Below are 19,909 nucleotides of genomic sequence, written 5' to 3'. Positions count from 1 at the left end.
GCTAGAACTCGGGCAGCTTCGGGCCGAGGATGTCGTCCGCGTCCGTGATCGTGTACGCGTACCCCTGCTCGGCCAGGAACCGCTGCCGGTGCGCCGCGTACTCGGTGTCGATCGTGTCCCGGGACACCACCGTGTAGAAGTGCGCCTGCCGCCCGTCCGCCTTCGGCCGCAGCACCCGGCCCAGCCGCTGCGCCTCCTCCTGCCGCGACCCGAACGTGCCGGACACCTGGATCGCCACCGCCGCCTCCGGCAGGTCGATCGAGAAATTGCCGACCTTCGAGATGACCAGCGTGGAGATCTCGCCGGCCCGGAACGCGTCGAACAGCCGCTCGCGCTCCTTGTTCGTCGTCGACCCCTGCACGATCGGCGCGTCCAGGAACTCGCCGAGCTGGTGCAGTTGGTCGATGTAGCCGCCGATCACCAGCTTCTGGTCGTCCGGGTGCCGCTCCAGCAGCGCCTTCACCACCGGCAGCTTGGTCCGCGCGGTCGCGGCCATCCGGTACCGCTCCTCCGCCTCCGCGGTCGCGTAGCTCATCCGCTCCGCGTCGGTCAGCGTGACCCGAACCTCCATGCACTCGGCCGGCGCGATCCAGCCCTGCGCCTCGATGTCCTTCCACGGCGCGTCGTACCGCTTCGGGCCGATCAGCGAGAACACGTCGCCCTCGCGGCCGTCCTCGCGGACCAGCGTGGCGGTCAGGCCCAGCCGGCGGCGGGCCTGGAGGTCCGCGGTGAACCGGAAGATCGGCGCCGGGAGCAGGTGCACCTCGTCGTAGACGACCAGGCCCCAGTCGCGCGCGGAGAACAGGTCCAGGTGGGTGAACGCGCCGTTCCGCCGGGACGTGAGCACCTGGTACGTCGCGATGGTGACCGGCCGGATCTCCTTGCGCTCGCCGGAGTACTCCCCGATCTCCTCCTCGGTCAGCGACGTGCGCGCGATCAGCTCCCGCTTCCACTGCCGGCCGGCGACCGTGTTCGTCACCAGGATCAGCGTGGTCGCCTTCGCCTCCGCCATCGCGGCCGCGCCGACCAGCGTCTTCCCGGCGCCGCAGGGCAGCACCACCACGCCGGAGCCGCCGGCCCAGAACGTGTCGACCGCCTCCCGCTGGTACGTCCGCAGCGTCCAGCCGTCCTGCGCCAGGTCGATCTGGTGCGCCTCACCGTCCACGTAACCGGCCAGGTCCTCGGCCGGCCAGCCGAGCTTGAGCAACGCCTGCTTCAGCCGGCCGCGCTCCGACGGGTGCACCACGATCGTGTCGTCGTCGATCTTCGCGCCGAGCATGCCGGCCAGCTTCTTCGACTTCGCGACCTCGATCAGCACCACCCGGTCCAGCGCGCGCAGCGTCAGGCCGTGCTGCGGGTGGTTGACCAGCTGGAGCCGGCCGTACCGGTCCATCGTCTCGGCCACGTCCACCAGCAGCGCGTGCGGCACGGGGTAGCGGGAGAAGCGGATGAGCGCGTCCACCACCGCCTCCGCGTCGTGCCCGGCGGCCCGCGCGTTCCACAGGCCCAGCGGCGTCAACCGGTACGTGTGCACGTGTTCCGGTGACCGCTCCAGCTCGGCGAACGGCGCGATCGCGATCCGGCACGCCTGCGCGTCCTTGTGATCGACCTCCAGCAGCAGGGTCTTGTCCGATTGCACGATCAGTGGTCCATCGGCCACAGCTGTGACTCCCTCCGCACGCGACCCTCCAGTCTGTCACGCGATCGGCCGGACCGTGGAATTCGAGTGCAACCAGTCACCGGCCGAGAGCGTCTCCACACAGGGATGCCGCGCGTTCGTGTGATCAACGGGGGCGAACGCGCGTTTTCCCACTGTTCCGCCCGGCGCATAGGTGTCACCCTCGATATGGGTGGTCACCTGTGCGGGGGTGGACATGGATTCCGACGAGCAGGCACCGGTGTCCTGGGCGACCGTGGCGGGCTACACGATGCTCGGCGTCGTGCTGTTCGGCTGGTTCCTGCACGGCGTGTTCATCGAACGCCAGGGACTCGTCGACTCGATGGGCGAGTCGCTCGGCTCCGCCGTCACCGCGCTGCTGATCGTCTCCGTGGTGGCGTCGTTCCGGGCACCCGGTCGTCGCTCCGTCCCGCCGGCGCGCACGCCGCAGGACGGTGCCGGGCCACCCGTCCCGCCGGTGGCGAGCGCACCCCCGAAGAAGCGGGCGTCCCGGCACCGTCGCGCGCTCACGAGGGAAGGACCGCCGCGGTGATCCGGTGCAGCGCCATCGTGTGCAGCATCTCGGTGCGCTCGTCCTCCGCGCGCAGGTAGCCGGCGCCGATCGACACCGGCCGGACCAGGCGGGTCGCGGTGGCGCCGTGCGCGTCGACGTACCCGACCCAGACCAGCGCCTTGTCCCGGACCGCCTGTTGCAGCACGGCCAGCGCCTGGGTGTGCGCCTGGCCCTCGGCGTCCCGGACCGTCGCCGGTGCCCGCCGCGCGGCCCGGGCCGCCGCGTCACCGCGCCGGATCTGCTCCACGAGGCCGAGCAGCCGGGGCCGGGTCAGCCGGGACGCGATCAGCGAGTCCGACGCGGTCGCGGCCAGCGAGCCGCGCGCGGCCGCCCGCTTCGCCTTCGGCCGGTTCAGCACGGTGGCGCCGGACGCGTCCTCCGGCACCGGCGCGTACCCGGCCTCGCGCAGCGCGGGCAGCAGCCGGCCCGGCGCGTACGGGCTGCACAGCACGGTCGGGGCCAGCCGGCGCAGCGCCAGCGCGGCCAGCCGCTTGTCGGCCAGCGCCTCGGTCAGCAGCGACTCGTCGTCGCTGCGCAGGTACGCCCCGGCCGTACCCACGCGCAGGCCGCCGTGCTTGCGCGCCACGTCGTCCACCAGGTACGTCAGCGCCTGCGGCACCGGCGTGCGGGACCGCCGCTTGAACAGCCGGTGCAGCTCGTCCGCGGAGTAGCCGGCGTCCAGCGCCCGCCGGATGCTGGCCGTGGTCAGCCGGTGCACGCTCGCGCCGCCCGCGGACTCGTGCTCGGCCACCGTCTCCAGCTCCGTGGCCAGCTCCGGCTCCGGCGGGCCGGGCACCACCACGGACAGGTCGGCCTGGATCAGCACGTGGTCGACCGGTGCGGGCAGCAGGCCGTCCAGCGCGCGCACCACCTCCGGGTCGCCGGGCTCCCGGTCGGCCTCCGCGCGCAGGCCCAGCGGGTCACCGGCGATCGCCGCATCGCGCGCCGCCGTGGACGCCTCCTCCTCGACCAGCAGCCGGCCGAACGAGGTCAGCGCGCCCAGCCCGGTCACGCCCAGCGCCGCGGCCTCGGCCAGCGTCAGGTGCGCCGCGCCCTCCCAGCCGCGGGTGCGCCGCGGCGCCCGCCACACCATGATCGACAGGATCTCCTCACCGGTCGGCGCCGCGCCCGGCTCCAGCCCGGCCAGCACCTCCAGCACCACCCGCCGGTTCGCCGGTGCGCCCGGGCGCTCGCCGTCCGTGGAGAGCGCGTTGAGCGGCTTGTCCCGCTCGTCGCGCTGGCCCGGCTGCACCACCTGGCGCGGCATGGCCAGCCAGGCACCGGCCAGATCGGTCCAGCGCCGGGCCAGTGACGTCGCGCGCCACACGTCGTAGGCCGCGGTCGGCAGCCAGATCATCTCGCCGGGCGGGCCACCGACCCGGCGGCTCTTCGCGGTGGCCGCCTCCGCGTCGCCGAGCAGGCCGGCCGCGTACGCCACCTCCAGCAGCAGGATCGACGTGCCCTCGTCCACGCCGGCCGCCCGCGCCAGCCGGCGGATCTCGCGCACGCCCAGACCACCGGCGCGCAGCACGCCCGGCGGCTCGGCCGCGACCGCCTCCAGCAGCGCCTCCACCCGGCGCACCGTCTCCATCGCCTGGCCCGCGCCGGCGGAGTCCGCGGCCTTCGGGTCCCGGCCGAGCGGCGTGATCACCGGCGGGTGCGGGCGCAGGACGCCGAGCGGGCCGGTGTCCCGGCGCAGCAGCAGGCCGATCTCGCGGGGCAGCTCCACGGTCTCGGCCGAGACCGGCACCAGCAGCCCGGCCTCGACCAGCCGGCGCACCGGGCCACCCGGCTCGTCCGCGGCGTCGTCGTCCGGGGCGGCGTCGACCATCCCGATCGCGGAGCCCGGCGTCACCCCGGCCAGCGCGGCCGCGGAGACCGTGCCCACGGGCGGGCCCGCGGCCAGGCGGTCCAGCACCGCGCGGGCGGCCGGGGACACGGCCAGCACGGCCCGCCGCAGCTTCGCCGGGTCCGCGCAGAGCGCCTCGGTCCGCGCGTTCAGGTCCCCGGCCGGCCGGCCCAGGCCCGCCGGGTACGGCGAGGACACGTCGTCCAGCGCGGGCGTCAGCTCCAGCGCGTCATCCGGGCCGTAGAGCAGGAACAGCGCGCGCAGCTCGGCCAGCGCGCCGTGCACCGCCGTCGCGTCCGCGCCCACCGTGGCCATCGCCATGATCGCGTCCACCGAGGTCAGCCCGTCCGGGTCCCGGGTCAGCCGGGCCGCGTCCAGGATCAGCAGCGAGAACTGGGTGAGCCCTTCCAGCACCCGGGCGGTCGACACGCGCGACTGCGCGCGGGCGGCGAGCGCGGAGACGTCCACGGGGACGGGCACGGTCAGATCCGGGCGGCGGCGGAGCAGGTCGCTCAGCTCGTCGTCCGTACGGGAGCGCAGGTGATCCGCGAGTGAGGTGGTCATCGTCCTTCAACGCTATCCGGCCGCGCCCGGCGCTGGAGATCCATGGGACGATGATCCCCGGACGAGGACCCGGTGGGAACATTCTCATCGGAAGCATCACCGACAGCTAGGGAGCAGCAGCATGGCACGGACGGAGAAGCCCGCCGCCCAGGAGAAGGTGCGGTCCAAGACGCCGAAGCCCGGTCACCTGCCGATCTCCGAGTTCGCCGCGGACCGCCCGGGCGCGCCCTCGCCGTTCGGCGACGACCAGACGTTCCCGCTGCCGGTCGACCGCCTGACGTACCACCGCAGCGACTCCGGGCACTGACGTGATATCGGTCGGCTTCGACCTGGACATGACGCTGATCGACTCCCGGCCCGGCCTCGCCGCGAACTACCGGGAGCTGACCGCGCGCACCGGTGTCCCGGTCGACGCCGACCTCGCGGTCAGCCGGCTCGGCCCGCCGCTGCGCACCGAGCTGGCCCACTGGTTCCCGCCGGACGCGGTCGAGGACGCGGTCACGCTGTTCCGCGCGCTCTACCCGGACCACGCGGTCCTCCCGAGCCTGCCGATGCCCGGTGCGCTGGACGCGCTGGCCGCGGTGCGCTCCCGGGGCGGGCGTGTGGTGGTCGTCACGTCCAAGCTCGGCCGCCTGGCCCGGCTGCACACCGACCACCTCGGCCTGCCGGTTGACGAGATCGCCGGTGACCTCTTCGCCGAGGGCAAGGCGACCGCGATCCTGGAGCACGGCGTCGGCCTCTACGTCGGTGACCACATCGCCGACATGGTCGCCGCCCGCACCGCCGGGGTCCCCGGCGTGGGCGTGGCCACCGGTCCGTGCTCGGCCGCGGAGCTGCGCGACGCCGGAGCGACCGCGGTCCTCACCGATCTCGCGGAGTTCCCCGGCTGGTTGGACGATCATCTGGCCCACCGGGTCGACTGAGGCGGCCGGGATTGCGGTTGGTCCGCACCGGCGCGGTCAGTAGCCTTGTGGGCACAGGGCGGCACTCCGGCCGCCCGTCTGTCCAACGGAGTTGAGGTCCGCGGTGCCTACGGGTCGAGTGAAGTGGTACGACGCGCAGAAGGGCTACGGTTTCGTCACCAGTGATGAAGGCGGCGACGTGTTCCTGCCCAAGGGCGCGCTCCCCGCGGGTGTCACGGAGCTCAAGGGCGGGCAGAAGATCGAGTTCGGGGTCGTCGACAGCCGCAAGGGCGCGCAGGCGATGGGCGTCAAGCTGCTGGAGGCCCCGCCCTCCGTCTCCGAGCTGCGCCGACGCCCCGCCGAGGAGCTGCACGGCCTCATCGAAGACATGATCAAGGTGCTGGAGGCGAAGATCCAGCCCGACCTGCGCCGGGGCCGTTTCCCGGACAAGCGCAGCGCGCAGAAGGTCGCCCAGGTCGTCCACGCGGTCGCCCGCGAGCTGGAGATCTAGGCCCGGTTCCGGTGGGGAAGGGGCCCCTCGGGGCCCCTTCTCTCATCGCCGCAGCGGCGGCACCGCGGGCGTGAACCCGGCCTTCGCCGCCCGCCCGAGCAGCGCGTTCACCGCCTCGTAGCCCTCGTCGCCCAGCTCCGCGGTGAACTCGTTGACGTACAGCGCGATGTGCTGTTCCTGGACCGCCGGATCCATCTCCTGCGCGTGCGTCATCACGTACTCCCGGCTCGCCGCCGGATCCGCCCACGCGGCCCGCACCGACTCCTGGATCCACGCGGTCGCGGCCGCCGGGTCGACCTTCCCGCGCCGCGCCAGGATCGCGCCCAGCGGGATCGGCAGCCCGGTGTCCGACTCCCACCACTCGCCCAGGTCGACCAGCGACCGCAGCCCGTGGTTCTGATACGTGAACCGCGCCTCGTGGATCACCAGACCCGCGTCCCAGCGCCCGGCCGCGACCCCCGGCATGATCTCGTGGAACGGCACCACCTCGACGTTCGCCGGCTGCCGGTCACCGGCCCAGAGCCGGAACAGCAGGTAGGCCGTGGTCCGGTCGCCCGGCACCGCCACGGTCGCGCCGGCCAGGTCCGCCCGGTCGTCGTTGACCAGCAGCAGCGGGCCGCAGCCACGGCCCAGCGCACCGCCGCACGGCAGCAGCTCGTACTTGTCCAGCAGCCAGGGCAGCGCCGCGTAGGAGACCTTCACCAGGTCGAACTCGCCGCGTTCCGCCGCCGTGTTGGTCACGTCCACGTCCGCGAACGTCACGTCCACCGGCGGCGCGCCGGCCACCAGTCCGTGCGCCAGAGCGTGAAAGACGAACGTATCGTTCGGACACGGCGAATACGCCACAGACAGCGGTTCCATCCCGCAACGGTAACCAGCCCGGCCGCCGGTTCCGCTGTGGCGTTCGGCTATTTTCCCGCTCCCGGCGTGGTGCCGCCGGGTGTGCTCCCGCGGGCACCGGTCGTCGCTGGCGCTCCTCCCTGCCGGTCCCGGCCCGGTCACCGAGAACCACCACCGTCCCCGGACACGCCACGCGCCGTGCCGAGGGGCAGCCCGGGCCCGGCGTGCCGGCCGAGGGCGGGGATCGGGCGTGCCTACCGGGGCCGGCCGAACTCGTCGGCGGGCTCGCGCGCGACGTCGTGCCCGGTGACCCGGCCGGGCCCGGGCGGGAGCGCGCCGAAGGCGGTCAGCGCGGTGAAGGCGGCCGGGAGGTTCTCAGCGCGGTGAAGGCGGCGGTCAGCGCGGTGAACGCGGCCGGGAGGTTCCAGGCGGCACGGTCGCGGGGGCCGACCGGATTCGAGATCGTGCGCAGTTCGGCGAAGGGCAACCCGGCCGCGCGGGCGGCCACGGCGACGCCGTAGCCCTCCATCGCCTCGGCCAGCGCGGCCGGGTGCCGGGCGGCCAGCTCGGCGGCGCGGGCGGCGGTGCCGGTCACCGTGTTGACGGTCAGCACGTCGCCGGCCGGCGCGCCGGGCAGGGCGGCGCGCAGCGACGCGGACAGGCCGTCGTCGGCGACCGCGGTGCTGTTGCCGAAGCCCAGCCGCTCGATCGGCAGGTAGCCGTCGGGCGAGTCGGCGCCCAGGTCGGCGGCGACGCTGCGGGTGGCGATCACGGTATCGCCGACGGCTGCGCGCCCGGGCAGGCCGCCACCGATCCCCACGGACAGCACGGCGGCGTAGCGGCGGCCGGCGGCCTCCGCGAGCGCCAGCAGACGCGCGGTCCCGGCCGCGGCCTCCGCCGACCCGACCCCGACCACGGCGACCACGACGTCCGTCCGGGCCGCGGACGCACCCGGAGCCGCGGGCGCACCGGGAGCCGCGGGCGCACCGGGAGCCGCGGGGGCGCCGGGCGCCGCCGGTCCGCCGCGACCGGTGAGTCCGGCGCGGACCGCGTCCGCCTCGGGCTCGACGGCGGTCACCACGAGGAGCGGGCCCGGGTATGAGATCAGCACCGCCTGATCATGCCTGGCCGCTGTCGCCGGAGTCCGGCGGGCGGTTCCGGCCGGACGACGACGGGCGGTAGACGTGGAAGCCGGGCGGCGGCGCGTCCCGGCCGTCGTCGACCCGGGTGGGCGGGGTGTCGACGCGGGTCGGCGGCAGGTCCGGATCGTGCGGCCGGGACGTGCCACGTCCCGCGGCCGGGCTGGCCGGCGGTGCCGTGGTCCCCGGCGGGGTTCCGGTGGCCGCCCGGGACGTGGCACGGGGCAGGTTCGGCACCGTCGGGGCGTCCGGCGCGGCGCGCTTCCGGCGCTGCCACCACCGCGTCCGCCCGCCGGCACCCACGCTCCCGGAACCGCCCGCGCCGCCGGCCTCCCCGCCGCCGGCCTCCCCGCCGCCGGCCTCCCCGCCGGCGGGGGCGGGCGGACCGGGCGGGGCCGACGGCCGGGACGCGGTGCGTGTGTCGGTGGTGCCGCTGCGGTACGGCGCCGGGCGGCGCGGCGGCGGGGCCCACGGGTCGGCCGGCGTGACGTCCTCCGGCGGACGGGCCGCGGCGGGCGGCTCCGCGTCGGCCGGCGCGCGGGTATCCGTACCGTCGAAGGGTTCCGCGGTGAGTTCCGGTGTGCCGAGAGGCGCGGCCGGGAGGCCGGTGAGGCGTTCGCCGCGCAGGCTGGTGACGGTCCAGCCGGCCCGGATCGCGGCGAGGACCGCGAAGATCGCCGGGACCGCGAGGCCGGGCTGGATGCCCAGCGGGATCAGCGCGACCGCGCCACCGGCCACCCAGGCCAGCATCAGCAGCGTCTCGGAGTGGGCGAACGCGCTGGCCCGGAGCCGTTCCGAGATGCGCTCCTGGATGGTGGCGTCCACGGTGAGCTTCGCGATGCCGGACATCGCCGCGGTGACCAGCGCCAGCAGCGCGAGCATCGTCAGCGTGGGCCGGATGACGGTGAGCACGGCCAGGCCGGCGACGAGGACCAGGCCGGTGGACTGCAGCCAGAGCGGCCGGTGGATGCGCAGCCGGGTGCCGGCCGCGGTGGCCAGGAACGTGCCGAGGCCGAGCGCGGCGCCGACCACCCCGAGCGCGGCCTGGTCGCCGATGGCACGGCCGAACAGCATCGACGCCAGCTCGTCGCCCTTGATCGCGAAGGCGGAGAAGAGCAGCAGGAAGCCGTAGACCGCGCGCAGCGAGGACGCGCCGACCACGGCGGCGAGGACGAGTGGGCCGTCCAGCGCGCGCGGGCCGCCGCGCCGCATCCCGAAGATCGCGGTGATCGGGCGCGGTACCGCCTCCGGCGGCTCCGAGTCGGCCTTGGGCGGCAACCGCAGCGCGATCACCATGCCGGCCAGGAAGATGATCGCGGCGACGCGCAGCGGCCACTGCGGGCCGACCCAGACCGCGGCGAGGCCGAGCGGCAGCACGACGGTGCCGGCGATGGTGCCGTAGACGCTGCCGCGCGCGCCGGCCTGGGAGAGGCTGAGCCCGGCCGGCAGCAGGCGGGGAACCGCGGCGGCGCGGGCCACGCCGTACGCCCGGGACAGCGCCAGCACGCCGAACGCGGCCGGGTAGAGCGCGAACCCGTCGAGGTTGTCGGAGATGAGCCAGGCCAGGAACGCGCGGCCGAGCATGGTGGTGGCCAGCGCGTACCGCCGGCCGTGCCGGAAGTGGTCGAGCAGCGGGCCGACGACCGGGGCGAGCAGCGCGAACGGCACCATGGTGATCAGCAGGTAGAGCGCCACCTTGCCGCGCGCCTCACCGAGCGGGACCGCGAAGAAGATCGTGCCGGCCAGGCCCAGCGTGATGAGCGTGTCGCCGGCGACGGACGCGGCGTGCAGGTCCATCAGGCGGATCATGCCGGTCTCGCCGCCGGCGCCCTTGGCGCGAACCACTCCGGCATGCCGCCCGGCCCACCTGGTGCCGGAGACCGCGCCGCGGAGGAGGAGCCGGACGCCCCGGATCAACAGCGCCAGGAAATCCATGCCGTCCATCCTCGCCCATCCGGGCCACATTCGCCCCACGCGGCCGGGCCCGATCGGGGTCAAGTGGGAGAGCGACCGATGCGTAGGGAAGAATGGACGGGTGAGCAGGATCGCCGCCCGGCCCGCAAAACTCGACCAGGTCTGCGCCGATGCCGTCGACATCGCGCGGGACGCCATCACGGATGTGGACGTGTCGGAGGTGGGCGAGCATCTTGAGGTGATCGCCGAAGGGGATCGGCTGGTCACACACCTCTTCGAGTGTCACCTCGCCGGCTACCGCGGCTGGCGGTGGGCGGTCACGGTGACGCGTGTCTCACGCAGCAAGCACGTGACGGTCTGCGAGACCGTGCTCCTGCCCGGCCCGGACGCGCTGCTGGCGCCCGGCTGGCTCCCGTGGAACGAGCGGTTGCAGCCCGGCGACCTCGGCGTGGGCGACCTGCTGCCGACCGCGCCGGACGACGAGCGGCTGGCGCCCGGCTACCTGGAGTCCGACGACCCGGCGGTCGAGGAGACCAGCTGGGAGCTGGGCCTGGGCCGGGCGCGGGTGATGTCCCGGTTCGGCCGGCAGGACACGGCCCAGCGGTGGTACGACGGCGACGCCGGCCCGGAGGCCCCGATCTCGGTCGCCGCCCCGCGCGCGGCCCGGTGCGGCTCGTGCGGGTTCTACCTGCCGCTGGCCGGCGCGCTGCGGCAGGCGTTCGGCGTCTGCGGCAACCTCTACGCGCCGGACGACGGCCGCGCGGTCAGCATCGATCACGGCTGCGGCGCGCACTCCGAGACGTTGCAGGAGCCGGAGACGCACGTCGAGGAGCTGCCGACGATCTACGACGACAGCGAGGTCGAGGCCGTGGCGGTCAGCCGCGCGTCCGGCTCGGTCGAGGGCGACGAGCCCGCCGAGCCGTACGGTCACGGCTGATCGGGGTCGGTGCGCCGCCGGCGCCGGCGTGCGTCGTGACGCATCATCGTGGCCGTGCCCGGGAAGCCGAGCAGGAAGCCGGTCAGGCAGATCCACAGCCAGTCGGCCCGGCCGGTGGACTCCAGCCAGTCGCGGAAGAAGACGAACAGGACCAGCCCGGCGACGGCCCAGGCGATGGTGCCGCCGACCGCGAACGGGACCATCGGCGGGTCGAGCGGTCGCGGTCGGGGACGCGTCGCCGCCGTATCGGAGGGCCGATCGTCCGGCGTCATGTCGGACGTCGGCAGCGGAACTGAGGATCGGGCCACTACCCAAGGGTACGGCCACGGCCGTCCGTGCCAGGTCAGCGGTACGTATCCGAAACATTTGTGAGCTTTTGCGGACGCAGTGTGTTTGGGACTATGACGCCTTCCGTACGTCTCGATCATCCCAGTGAGGTGCCCATGGCCGGTTCACCGGCAGAGGCAACGACGCCCCGCAACGCCTTCGACCGATTCTTCGAGATCTCCGCGCGCGGCTCGACGCTGAGCCGCGAGGTGCGCGGTGGTTTCGCCACCTTCTTCACGATGGCCTACATCGTGGTGCTCAACCCGCTGATCCTCGGCGCCGCCGTCGACGGTGACGGCGCGTCGCTGGCGATCCCGGCGATCGCGGCCGCGACCGCGCTGGTCGCCGGCCTGATGACGATCCTGATGGGCGTGGTGGCGCGTTTCCCCCTCGCGCTGGCCGCCGGTCTGGGCGTCAACGCGCTCGTCGCGTACGAGATCGCGCCGCAGATGACCTGGGCCGACGCGATGGGCCTGGTCGTCATCGAGGGCGTGATCATCGCGCTGCTGGTGCTGACCGGCTTCCGGCAGGCGGTGTTCCACGCCGTGCCCACGGAGTTGAAGACCGCGATCGGTGTCGGCATCGGCCTGTTCCTGGCGCTGATCGGTTTCGTGGACGCCGGCTTCGCCCGCGGCTCGGCCGGCTCGCCGCCGCTGCTGCTCGGCATCGGCGGCCAGCTCGTCACCTGGCCGGTGCTGGTCTTCGTGCTCGGGCTGCTGCTCACGCTGATCCTGATGGTGCGCAAGGTCAAGGGCGCGATCCTGATCGGCATCCTCGCCTCCACCGTGCTGGCGCTGATCGTGGAGGCGGTCGCGAAGGTCGGCCCGGCGGGCGGCCCGGCCGGCAACCCGCACGGCTGGTCGCTGAACGTGCCGAGCCTGGACAAGGACTGGTCGGTCACGCCGGACCTGTCGCTGATCGGCAACTTCAACCTGTTCGACTCGTGGAGCCGCGCGGGCGTGCTGGTCTGCCTGATGTTCGTCTTCACGCTGCTGCTGACGGACTTCTTCGACACGATGGGCACCATGGTCGCGGTCGGCCAGGAGGGTGGCCTGCTCGACGAGAGCGGCACCCCGCCGCGTACCCGGGAGATCCTGCTCGTCGACTCGATCGCGGCCGCGGCCGGTGGTGTGGCGAGCACCTCCAGCAACACGTCCTACATCGAGAGCGCGGCCGGTGTCGGCGAGGGCGCCCGGACCGGCGTGGCGAACCTGGTGACCGGCGCGCTGTTCCTGGTGGCGGTGCTGGTGTCGCCGCTGGTGCAGATCGTGCCGTTCGAGGCCGCGTCCGCCGCGCTGGTCGTGGTCGGCTTCCTGATGATGACCGCGGTCCGCACGATCGACTGGAGCGACTGGGAGATCGCGATCCCGGCGTTCCTGACGATCGTGCTGATGCCGTTCACCTACTCGATCTCGAACGGCATCGGCGCCGGCGTGATCACCTACGTGGTGCTCAAGGCGGTGTCCGGCAAGGCGCGTCAGGTGCACCCGCTGCTGTACGGCGTGGCGTTCTTCTTCGTCCTCTACTTCCTGCGCGGGCCGATCGAGGCCGCGCTTCTGTAGAACTCGCGGCGCCGGGGGGTACGGTGTGCCGAACCTCCCGGCGCACGCTGGTGAGAGCGGTCATATCGGTGGTAGTTAGCCAGGCTTATTAGCTAGGCTAAGGAACGTGACGGAGCGGGACGGTGATGGCGGAGCGCACGACCGCGCTGCAGCTCGCCCTGGGGCTGCGCGAAGCGATCACCCGGCTCAACCGGCGGCTGCGACAGGCGCGGCCGGTCGGTGACCTGACCATGGCGCAGCTGTCCGCGCTGACCAGCCTGGAGCTGGCCGGTTCGCTCAGCCCGCGTGAACTCGCGGACGTCGAGCGGGTGCAGCCACCCACGATGACCAAGATCATCGCGAAGCTGGAGGAGCGGGGCATGGTGCTCCGCGAGCCGCATCCGACCGACGGCCGGCAGGTCATCCTGCGCACCACCGCGCAGGGGCGCCAGGCGTACGAGCAGGTGCAGCGCGCGCACAACGAGTGGCTCGCCGACCATCTCGCCGAGCTGTCCGCGGAGGATCTGGAGATCCTCCGGCGGGCCGCCGAGATCATGCGGAGGGTCGCCCGGGCCGCCTGAGTCGTCACACGGCAGCACGACACGCCGAGACGAGGAGGCGCACGATCCCGTGCGAGGCACGCTGAGCACCACGTTCCGATCCCTGACCGTACGTAACTACCGGCTGTTCGCCACCGGTCAGCTGGTGAAGCTGGTCGGCGTCTGGATGATGTTCACGGCCCAGGACTGGCTGGTACTGGACCTGTCCGGCAACTCCGGCTCCGCGCTCGGCATCGTCACCGCGCTGCAGTTCCTCCCGGTGCTGCTGCTCACGCTCTATGCCGGGACGCTCGCCGACCGGTACGACAAGCGGCACATCCTGATCGCCGCGAACGTCGCCTACGCGGTGCTCGCCGTCGCGTTCGCGATCCTGGTCGCGGCCGGCGTGGTCGAGCTCTGGCACGTCTTCGTCTTCGCCGGCCTGCTCGGCGTCGCGAACGCGGTCGAGACACCGGTGCGCCAGTCGTTCGTCTCCGAGCTGGTCGGCATGACGCTGCTGCCGAACGCGCTCTCGCTCTCCGCCGCCACGTTCAACGTGGCCCGGGTCAGCGGTCCCGCGCTGGCCGGTGTGGCGATCGCGACGCTCGGCATCGGGCCGGTCTTCCTGATCAGCACCGTGCTGGCGATCGCGCCGGTCTTCGCGTACCTGCGCATGCACGTGCCCGACCTGATCCGCGCCGCGGTGTCGAAGGCCTCCCGGAAGAGCTCCGGCGTGCTGGACGGCCTGCGCTACGTCCGGGCCCGCGGCGACCTGCTGCTGGTGATCGTGGTGATGTCCGTGGTCGCCATGATCGGCTTCAACTTCCCGGTGACGCTGGCCGTGCTGGCCAAGGTCTCGTTCGACGCCGGACCGGCCTCGTTCGGCCTGCTCACCACCGCGCTCGCGCTGGGCGCGCTGGGTGGGGCGCTGGCCGGCAGCGGGCGCACCGAGCGGCCGTCGATCTACACCGTGCTGCTGCCCGGCGTGGCGTTCGCGGCGCTGGAGGTGCTGGTCGGCTTCGCACCGGCGTTCTGGGCCGCCGCGCTGCTGCTCGTACCCACCGGGTTCTTCATGATCTTCTTCGCGCAGGCGGCGAACCAGCGCGTGCAGCTCGGCACGGACGCCGCCTACCGCGGCCGGGTGATGGCGCTCTACGTGCTGGTCTTCCTCGGCACCACGCCGATCGGCGCGCCGATCGCGGGCTGGTGGTCGGAGCTGTTCGGCCCGGCCGTGAGCATCGCGCTCAGTGGCGTCATCTCGCTGGTCGCGGCGCTGGCCGCGCTGGTCTGGCAACTGCGCCGGTCCGGTGAGCGCCTGCGGATCACGCTGCGGCCGCTGCCCCGGTTCTCGGTGGTCGCACCGGCCGAGGCGAAGGTGCCAGTTGCATAGCTGCCGGTTCCACGAATGCACCCTCGCGGTCATCCATCACCCGATCGGCAGAATCGCAGTCAGCCAGGTGGCTAATTCTTGTCGGGGATCCGTATATCCGTAGTGATCATTGACACTCTGCGCATACCGTCGGTGCGTGGGCGAGAAGCACATGGTGGTGCTGGCACTCCTGCTCCTGGCGATGTTGTGCCTGCCCGTCATCACGGTCAGATGCGCGCGCGGCTCCGGAGAGGCAGGTCTCCGGAGTGATGGGCGCATGACAATGCGTAACCGTTTGTTGTTGCGGCGCCTCGACCGGCGCTGGGACGGCACCCCGGCCGACCCGGCCCCGCCGACGCCCGCGATCGAGTTCCTCGCGGCCGACCTCCGCCGGCTGTACCGTCATCGGCTGGGCATCGCCACCCAGTCGCTGGTCTGGCACATCGCGGTCCTCCGGGCGTACGACGCACGTCTGCGCCTGGCAAGCCGCTGCCTCGGGGTCCCCGAACACCTGGACACGGTCTCCGGCATGGACCTGGAGATCGAGCGCGTGCGCATCGAGTCGGAGCTGGAGGCCGCCGGCCTGGTGCTGCGCGCACCGAGTTAACGTCGGCGGGTGCGCCTGTTCGCCGGCATCCACCCGCCCGAGGAGGCGTGCGCCCACCTGGCGGCGCACGTCCGGACGCTGCACGTGAGCACCGCGGCGGTGAACACGCGCCTCGCGCCGTGCGCACAGTGGCACGTCACGCTCGTCTTCCTCGGCGAGGTCCCGGACGAGCGCCTGCCCGACGTCGACGCCGCGCTCCGGGAGGCGACCCCGCCCAGCGGCACGCCGACCGCCCACCTCCGCGTCGCCGGCGGCGGGCGGTTCGGCCGCGGCCGGTTCACCATCCTCTGGGCCGGCCTGTCCGGGGACGTGGACCGCCTGACGACGCTGGCCCGGGACGTGCGGCACGCGCTGAAGCACGCCCGGCTGCCGTACGACGACAAGCCGTTCCGGCCGCACCTGACGCTGGCCCGCCCCGGCGACCGGATCGACCGCTCGCTGATCGAGGCCGACCACGCGGCACTGGACGCCTACCGGGGCCCGGACTGGCCCGCCACCACACTGCGCCTGATGCGCAGCCGGCTCGGTCCGTCGCCGGCCCACACCGAGATGGGCCGCTACGAGATCTAGGCCCGGTATCCAAGTGGATGGCTGGTCACGGGTGGTTCGATCGGGACGGACGCCGGTGAAAACGGGGTCGCCGTCGTCGCCGCGGATTGGTTAGCGTCGCCGGGTGAGCGGAACGCTGCTGTTCATCCTGGGCCCGCCCGCGGTCGGCAAGATGACCGTCGGGGCGGAGATCGCCGCCCGCACCGGTCTGCGGTTGTTCCACAACCACCTCGCGATCGAGCCGGTGCTGCGCTTCTTCCCGTTCGGCAGCGCACCGTTCGGGCGGCTGGTCGGCCGTTTCCGGCGCGACCTGATCGAGGAGGTCGCCGCGAGCGACCTCCCGGGCCTCATCTTCACCTTCGTCTGGGCATACGACCTGCCCGAGGACGAGCAGTCCGTGCGCGACTTCGCGGAGCCGTTCCACCGGCGCGGCGGGCGCGTCCACTACGTCGAGCTGCAGGCGAGCCAGGAGGAGCGGCTGCGGCGCAGTGCCGGCGAGTCCCGCCTGGCCGAGAAGCCGTCCCGCCGCGACCTGGACACCGCACGGCGCCAGCTGGTGGAGCTGGACGAGCGCTACCGGCTGAACTCCGACGGCCGCTTCGACGGCCGGGCCGACTACCTGCGCATCGACAACACCCACCTGGAACCGTCCGACGTCGCCGACCGGGTGATCGCCCACTTCAACCTGCCCACCCCGGATCCGTCGCGCTGACCCGCGTCGTCCCGACGCCGGCCGGCTCGCCGTCACGAACCTCGACGGCGACCGGTCGGGGCCGCTGACCGTCCTCATCGTGCTCCTGCACGCCGCGCTCGGTCCCGATCCGTCCTCGGCCGGCGCGCGTCATGAGGGCGGGTGGGACGGAAACGGCGACGCGGAAGGGTTCCGCGTCGCCGTTGCGATGAGACGTTCGGTCGTCAGCTGGTCTCGCGGGCCGCGGGGCCGCCGCCGAAGAGGACGTCGTCCCAGCTGGGCAGGCGCTTGCGCGGCTTGCCGGAGGCGTCCGTCGACTCACCGGTGCCCTGGCCCGTCGTGGTCCGCCGGGGGCGGAGCACGGCCAGCGACGGGACGGCCGGAACCTCCTTGGGGAGGTCGGCGTCGTCGTCGAACGCGGAACCGGCGCCGCCGCCGAGCAGCGCGGCAGCGCCGCCCACCGTGGGTGCGGAGCGAGGCCGGACCGACTCGGTCAGCGCGGCCGGGTCGAGCGACCGGCCGGAGCTCTGGCCGAGCGGACGGTCGAGCGAGGCGAGCAGCGCGTCCCGGCCCGCGCGGATCGGGTCACGACCGAGGTCGCGGCCGGACCGTGGCTTCTCCGGCGCGGCGCCGGGCAGGCCGTGACCGCCGCGACCGGGCTCGGTGCGGGACGGCGTCGGCAGTCCGTGGCCGCTGCGCTCCGGCGCGGGCTCCTGGCCGAGGATCGGGGTGGGCCGCTCGGCGCACAGGTACTGCGCCATGTCGTCGTGCGGTGAGACCACCTGACGGGACTTGTCGAGGTCCCAGGAGGCCTGCGCGGTGGCTTTGCCGGACGGCCAGGTGGCGATGATCCGCCAGGTGCCGTCGTCCCGCCGGTACGCATCCCAGGAGATCTTCTCGGTGTCGATGCCGTGCTGGGCCAGCCGGCCGTCGACCACCTCGGCGAGCGGCGCACCGCGCTCGGACGTCTTCAGTCGCGTGCGCCGGGCGTGCTGGGCGAGCATGGCCCGCTCCTGCAGCACCGGGCCCGCGTAGCGGAGCACGCGGTCGACCGGGACGCCGGCGACGCGCGCCACGTCGTCGGCGGACTCGCCGGCCCGGATGCGGGCCTGGATGTCCCGCGGGGCCAGCGTGGCCTTGATCTCGGTGGCGGTGCCGGCCACGGCGAGGGCGACGCCGCCGCCACCGGGCTCGTTGTGCAGCGCACCGGCGATGCGCTCGTCGATGGGGAGTGCCAGGAGTCGCCCGACCTCGTCGGCGAGCACCAGGGCCTGGCCGTCTTCGGAAAGGGCGACGAAGCGAACCGGCCGCATACGTTGCCTCCGTCCCGTCGGTGTCGCTGGGCTGGCCTGACCCCACCTACCACATGATTCACTCGGGGCCTTCCCGGACACGGTACGCGCAATCTTCCCACGATGGGAGTAAGCCACACCGCGTGTCGCTGACCAGCCCGAATTGATCTCGCTAAGCGCCCGATTAAGCTTAAAGCGGACAAAAACGCACTAAAGCCGCTCGATCACGTAATCGATCGACTGCGTCAGCCGCTCCACGTCCGACGGCTCCACCGCCGGGAACAGGGCCACCCGCAGCTGGTTGCGGCCCAGCTTGCGGTACGAGTCGGTGTCCACGATCCCGTTCGCCCGGAGCACCGCCGAGACCGTGTCCGCGGACACCGAGCCGTCCAGGTCGATCGTGGCCACCACGTTCGACCGGATCGCCGGGTCGGTCACGAACGGGGTCGCGAACGACGACCGCGCGGCCCAGCCGTAGATGATCGACGCGCTCTCCGCCGTACGCTTGGCGGCCCAGCCCAGTCCGCCCTGCGACAGCATCCAGTCGGTCTGCTCCGCGGCCAGGAAGATCGTGGAGAGCGCCGGCGTGTTGTACGTCTGCTCCAGTCGGGACTGCTCGATCGCGGTGACCACGTCCAGGAACGCCGGGATGTACCGCCCGGACGCCTTGATCTCCTGCGCGCGGGCGATCGCGGCCGGGGAGAACAGCCCGATCCAGATGCCGCCGTCCGAGCCGAAGCACTTCTGCGGCGCGAAGTAGTAGACGTCCGTCTCGGTCACGTCCACGTCCAGGCCGCCCGCGCCGGAGGTCGCGTCGACCAGCAGCAGCGCGTCCGGGTCGGCGCCGGCCACCCGGCGGACCGGCACCGAGACGCCGGTCGACGTCTCGTTCTGCGGGATGCCGTAGACGTCGACGCCCGCCTCCGCGGTCAGCGCGGCCGCGCCGCCGGGCGACGCGGAGATCACCGACGGGTCGCTCAGGAACGGCGCGGCCGTCACCGCGGTGGCGAACTTCGCGCCGAACTCGCCGTGCGTGGCGAGCTGCGCGCGGTTGCGGATCAGGCCGAACACCGCGCTCTCCCAGAACGCGGTGGTGCCGCCGTTGGACAGGATCACCTCGTAGCCATCCGGCAGCGAGAAGAACTCGGCCAGGCTCCGGCGCAGCCGCGCGACCTCGTCCTTGACCGTCTTCTGCCGGTGGGACGTGCCGAGGTAGCTGCGGGACACGCGGGACAGCGCCTCCACCGCCTCCGGCCGGACCTTGGACGGGCCGCAGCCGAAGCGGCCGTCCTCGGGCAGCAGCGCGTCGGGGATGCGGATCGTCGACGGGTCAGCCACGGTGATCGAGTTTCCTTCCGGGGGTCTTACCGAGACCATGACGATCCCACATCGCCGTCGGCGACCAAAAGTCGAAATCCGCCGACTACCGTGCACGACATGTCCGAGCTCGCCGGCATGCGCCGCGAATATCAACCCGATCGTGGCCTGCGCCGCGCCGACCTGGCCGCGGACTGGCACACGCAGTTCGCCCGCTGGTTCGCGGAGGCCCAGGCGTTCCCGCTGCCGGAGCCGAACGCGATGGTTTTCTCCACGGCGGACGCGGACGGCCGGCCGAGCAGCCGCACCGTGCTGCTCAAGGACGTGGACGCGCGCGGCTTCACGCTGTTCACCAACTACGAGAGCCGCAAGGGTACGGAGGCGGCCGCGAACCCGTACGCCGCGCTGCTCTTCCCGTGGCACCCGATGCACCGTCAGGTGCTGGTCCGCGGCGAGATCGAGCGGGTCGACCGCGCGGAGACCGAGGCCTACTTCGCCACCCGGCCGCGCGGCTCCCAGCTCGGCGCGTGGGCCAGCCCGCAGTCGCGCGTGCTGACCGGCCGTGACGAGCTGGAGGCCGCGTTCGAGGAGACCGCCGCGCGGTTCGGCCCGGACGTCGCGGTGCCACCTCCGCCGCACTGGGGCGGGCTGCGCGTGGTGCCGGAGAGCGTGGAGTTCTGGCAGGGCCGGCCGAGCCGGCTGCACGACCGGTTGCGTTACCGGCGCGTAGAGCGCGAGTGGGTGCTCGAACGGCTGGCTCCCTGAGCCCCCGTTAACCCCTCACCTGGCT

At 73.3% G+C, this 19,909-nt stretch carries 20 protein-coding genes; 12 read left to right on the top strand and 8 right to left on the bottom strand.

Annotated features, from left to right (window positions below; all coding sequences use genetic code 11):
- Position 1 precedes the first annotated feature (1 nt).
- Positions 2-1,660, bottom strand: coding sequence for a DNA repair helicase XPB (locus tag J2S44_RS16565; RefSeq protein WP_310414407.1), 1,659 nt, complete (start codon positions 1,658-1,660; stop codon positions 2-4).
- 214 nt (positions 1,661-1,874) lie between these two features.
- On the opposite strand from J2S44_RS16565, the gene J2S44_RS16560 reads away from it, so the two are divergent.
- Complete coding sequence (locus J2S44_RS16560; protein ID WP_310414404.1) at positions 1,875-2,210, top strand: hypothetical protein; 336 nt, start codon at positions 1,875-1,877, stop codon at positions 2,208-2,210.
- Here the strand turns inward: J2S44_RS16560 and J2S44_RS16555 are convergent.
- Positions 2,185-4,644 (bottom strand): helicase-associated domain-containing protein, encoded by a 2,460-nt coding sequence (locus J2S44_RS16555; protein ID WP_310414401.1) that lies wholly within the window; start codon positions 4,642-4,644, stop codon positions 2,185-2,187. The genes J2S44_RS16560 and J2S44_RS16555 overlap by 26 nt on opposite strands.
- A 121-nt stretch (positions 4,645-4,765) precedes the next feature.
- Here J2S44_RS16555 and J2S44_RS16550 point away from each other — a divergent pair, with 121 nt between their 5' ends.
- The 3 genes from J2S44_RS16550 to J2S44_RS16540 all read left to right on the top strand — a co-directional run bounded on the left by J2S44_RS16550 (position 4,766) and on the right by J2S44_RS16540 (position 6,057).
- Positions 4,766-4,951 (top strand): hypothetical protein, encoded by a 186-nt coding sequence (locus tag J2S44_RS16550; protein WP_310414400.1) that lies wholly within the window; start codon positions 4,766-4,768, stop codon positions 4,949-4,951.
- Position 4,952: 1 nt separating this feature from the next.
- Positions 4,953-5,567: an HAD family hydrolase gene (locus tag J2S44_RS16545; protein ID WP_310414395.1), complete on the top strand. Its 615-nt coding sequence runs from the start codon at positions 4,953-4,955 to the stop codon at positions 5,565-5,567.
- Positions 5,568-5,670: 103 nt separating this feature from the next.
- Complete coding sequence (locus J2S44_RS16540) at positions 5,671-6,057, top strand: cold-shock protein (protein WP_306837240.1); 387 nt, start codon at positions 5,671-5,673, stop codon at positions 6,055-6,057.
- A gap of 42 nt (positions 6,058-6,099) precedes the next feature.
- On the opposite strand, the gene J2S44_RS16535 is transcribed toward J2S44_RS16540, so the two are convergent.
- From J2S44_RS16535 to J2S44_RS16525, 3 genes are all read right to left on the bottom strand, one after another.
- Positions 6,100-6,918 carry a 1,4-dihydroxy-6-naphtoate synthase gene (locus tag J2S44_RS16535; protein ID WP_310414393.1) on the bottom strand — a complete coding sequence of 273 codons (819 nt, stop codon included), beginning with the start codon at positions 6,916-6,918 and terminating at the stop codon, positions 6,100-6,102.
- 325 nt (positions 6,919-7,243) lie between these two features.
- Positions 7,244-8,002: a futalosine hydrolase gene (locus tag J2S44_RS16530; RefSeq protein ID WP_374727987.1), complete on the bottom strand. Its 759-nt coding sequence runs from the start codon at positions 8,000-8,002 to the stop codon at positions 7,244-7,246.
- A gap of 13 nt (positions 8,003-8,015) precedes the next feature.
- The gene (locus J2S44_RS16525) at positions 8,016-10,001 is read right to left on the bottom strand and encodes an MFS transporter (RefSeq protein ID WP_310414385.1); all 1,986 of its coding nucleotides are present in this window, start codon (positions 9,999-10,001) and stop codon (positions 8,016-8,018) included.
- Between the two features lie 22 nt (positions 10,002-10,023).
- Here J2S44_RS16525 and J2S44_RS16520 point away from each other — a divergent pair, with 22 nt between their 5' ends.
- Positions 10,024-10,887: a DUF3027 domain-containing protein gene (locus J2S44_RS16520; protein WP_310429711.1), complete on the top strand. Its 864-nt coding sequence runs from the start codon at positions 10,024-10,026 to the stop codon at positions 10,885-10,887.
- Here J2S44_RS16520 and J2S44_RS16515 read toward each other — a convergent pair.
- Positions 10,878-11,159 (bottom strand): DUF2530 domain-containing protein, encoded by a 282-nt coding sequence (locus J2S44_RS16515; protein ID WP_310429709.1) that lies wholly within the window; start codon positions 11,157-11,159, stop codon positions 10,878-10,880. The two genes, J2S44_RS16520 and J2S44_RS16515, sit on opposite strands and share 10 nt — an antisense overlap.
- Before the next feature lie 171 nt (positions 11,160-11,330).
- Here J2S44_RS16515 and J2S44_RS16510 point away from each other — a divergent pair, with 171 nt between their 5' ends.
- From J2S44_RS16510 to J2S44_RS16485, 6 genes are all read left to right on the top strand, one after another.
- Positions 11,331-12,776 (top strand): NCS2 family permease, encoded by a 1,446-nt coding sequence (locus J2S44_RS16510; RefSeq protein WP_310414382.1) that lies wholly within the window; start codon positions 11,331-11,333, stop codon positions 12,774-12,776.
- A 125-nt stretch (positions 12,777-12,901) separates the two neighbouring features.
- Positions 12,902-13,336 carry a MarR family winged helix-turn-helix transcriptional regulator gene (locus J2S44_RS16505; RefSeq protein ID WP_310414380.1) on the top strand — a complete coding sequence of 145 codons (435 nt, stop codon included), beginning with the start codon at positions 12,902-12,904 and terminating at the stop codon, positions 13,334-13,336.
- A gap of 49 nt (positions 13,337-13,385) precedes the next feature.
- Positions 13,386-14,684: an MFS transporter gene (locus tag J2S44_RS16500; protein ID WP_310414377.1), complete on the top strand. Its 1,299-nt coding sequence runs from the start codon at positions 13,386-13,388 to the stop codon at positions 14,682-14,684.
- 256 nt (positions 14,685-14,940) lie between these two features.
- Entirely contained in the window at positions 14,941-15,270 is a 330-nt protein-coding gene (locus J2S44_RS16495; protein WP_310414374.1) for a hypothetical protein, read from the top strand.
- A gap of 9 nt (positions 15,271-15,279) precedes the next feature.
- Positions 15,280-15,840, top strand: a complete 561-nt coding sequence (thpR, locus tag J2S44_RS16490) for an RNA 2',3'-cyclic phosphodiesterase (protein ID WP_310414371.1) — start codon at positions 15,280-15,282, stop codon at positions 15,838-15,840.
- Positions 15,841-15,943: 103 nt separating this feature from the next.
- A complete protein-coding gene (locus J2S44_RS16485) occupies positions 15,944-16,531 on the top strand; it encodes an ATP-binding protein (protein ID WP_310414368.1) in 588 nt (195 codons plus the stop codon).
- Positions 16,532-16,734: 203 nt separating this feature from the next.
- Here the strand turns inward: J2S44_RS16485 and sepH are convergent, their stop codons facing one another.
- Positions 16,735-17,823 carry a septation protein SepH gene (gene sepH / locus J2S44_RS16480; protein WP_310414364.1) on the bottom strand — a complete coding sequence of 363 codons (1,089 nt, stop codon included), beginning with the start codon at positions 17,821-17,823 and terminating at the stop codon, positions 16,735-16,737.
- A gap of 189 nt (positions 17,824-18,012) precedes the next feature.
- Entirely contained in the window at positions 18,013-19,140 is a 1,128-nt protein-coding gene (gene serC / locus J2S44_RS16475) for a phosphoserine transaminase (protein ID WP_310414362.1), read from the bottom strand.
- Positions 19,141-19,239: 99 nt separating this feature from the next.
- On the opposite strand from serC, the gene pdxH reads away from it, so the two are divergent.
- Complete coding sequence (gene pdxH, locus J2S44_RS16470) at positions 19,240-19,884, top strand: pyridoxamine 5'-phosphate oxidase (RefSeq protein ID WP_310414360.1); 645 nt, start codon at positions 19,240-19,242, stop codon at positions 19,882-19,884.
- Positions 19,885-19,909 lie beyond the last annotated feature (25 nt).

Origin of the sequence: Catenuloplanes niger (genome assembly GCF_031458255.1) — a bacterium.
In the GTDB taxonomy this organism is placed as follows: Bacteria; Actinomycetota; Actinomycetes; order Mycobacteriales; family Micromonosporaceae; genus Catenuloplanes; species Catenuloplanes niger.
Note: the sequence above shows the minus strand (reverse complement) of the source record. Positions and strands in the feature narration are given on the sequence as shown.

Coding starts and splice junctions, on each gene's coding strand:
- J2S44_RS16560 (WP_310414404.1), top strand. CDS start 1,875: ATGGATTCCGACGAGCAGGCACCGGTGTCCTGGGCGACCGTGGCGGGC.
- J2S44_RS16555 (WP_310414401.1), bottom strand. CDS start 4,644: ATGACCACCTCACTCGCGGATCACCTGCGCTCCCGTACGGACGACGAG.
- J2S44_RS16550 (WP_310414400.1), top strand. CDS start 4,766: ATGGCACGGACGGAGAAGCCCGCCGCCCAGGAGAAGGTGCGGTCCAAG.
- J2S44_RS16535 (WP_310414393.1), bottom strand. CDS start 6,918: ATGGAACCGCTGTCTGTGGCGTATTCGCCGTGTCCGAACGATACGTTC.
- J2S44_RS16525 (WP_310414385.1), bottom strand. CDS start 10,001: ATGTGGCCCGGATGGGCGAGGATGGACGGCATGGATTTCCTGGCGCTG.
- J2S44_RS16515 (WP_310429709.1), bottom strand. CDS start 11,159: ATGACGCCGGACGATCGGCCCTCCGATACGGCGGCGACGCGTCCCCGA.
- J2S44_RS16510 (WP_310414382.1), top strand. CDS start 11,331: ATGGCCGGTTCACCGGCAGAGGCAACGACGCCCCGCAACGCCTTCGAC.
- J2S44_RS16505 (WP_310414380.1), top strand. CDS start 12,902: ATGGCGGAGCGCACGACCGCGCTGCAGCTCGCCCTGGGGCTGCGCGAA.
- J2S44_RS16495 (WP_310414374.1), top strand. CDS start 14,941: ATGACAATGCGTAACCGTTTGTTGTTGCGGCGCCTCGACCGGCGCTGG.
- sepH (WP_310414364.1), bottom strand. CDS start 17,823: ATGCGGCCGGTTCGCTTCGTCGCCCTTTCCGAAGACGGCCAGGCCCTG.
- pdxH (WP_310414360.1), top strand. CDS start 19,240: ATGTCCGAGCTCGCCGGCATGCGCCGCGAATATCAACCCGATCGTGGC.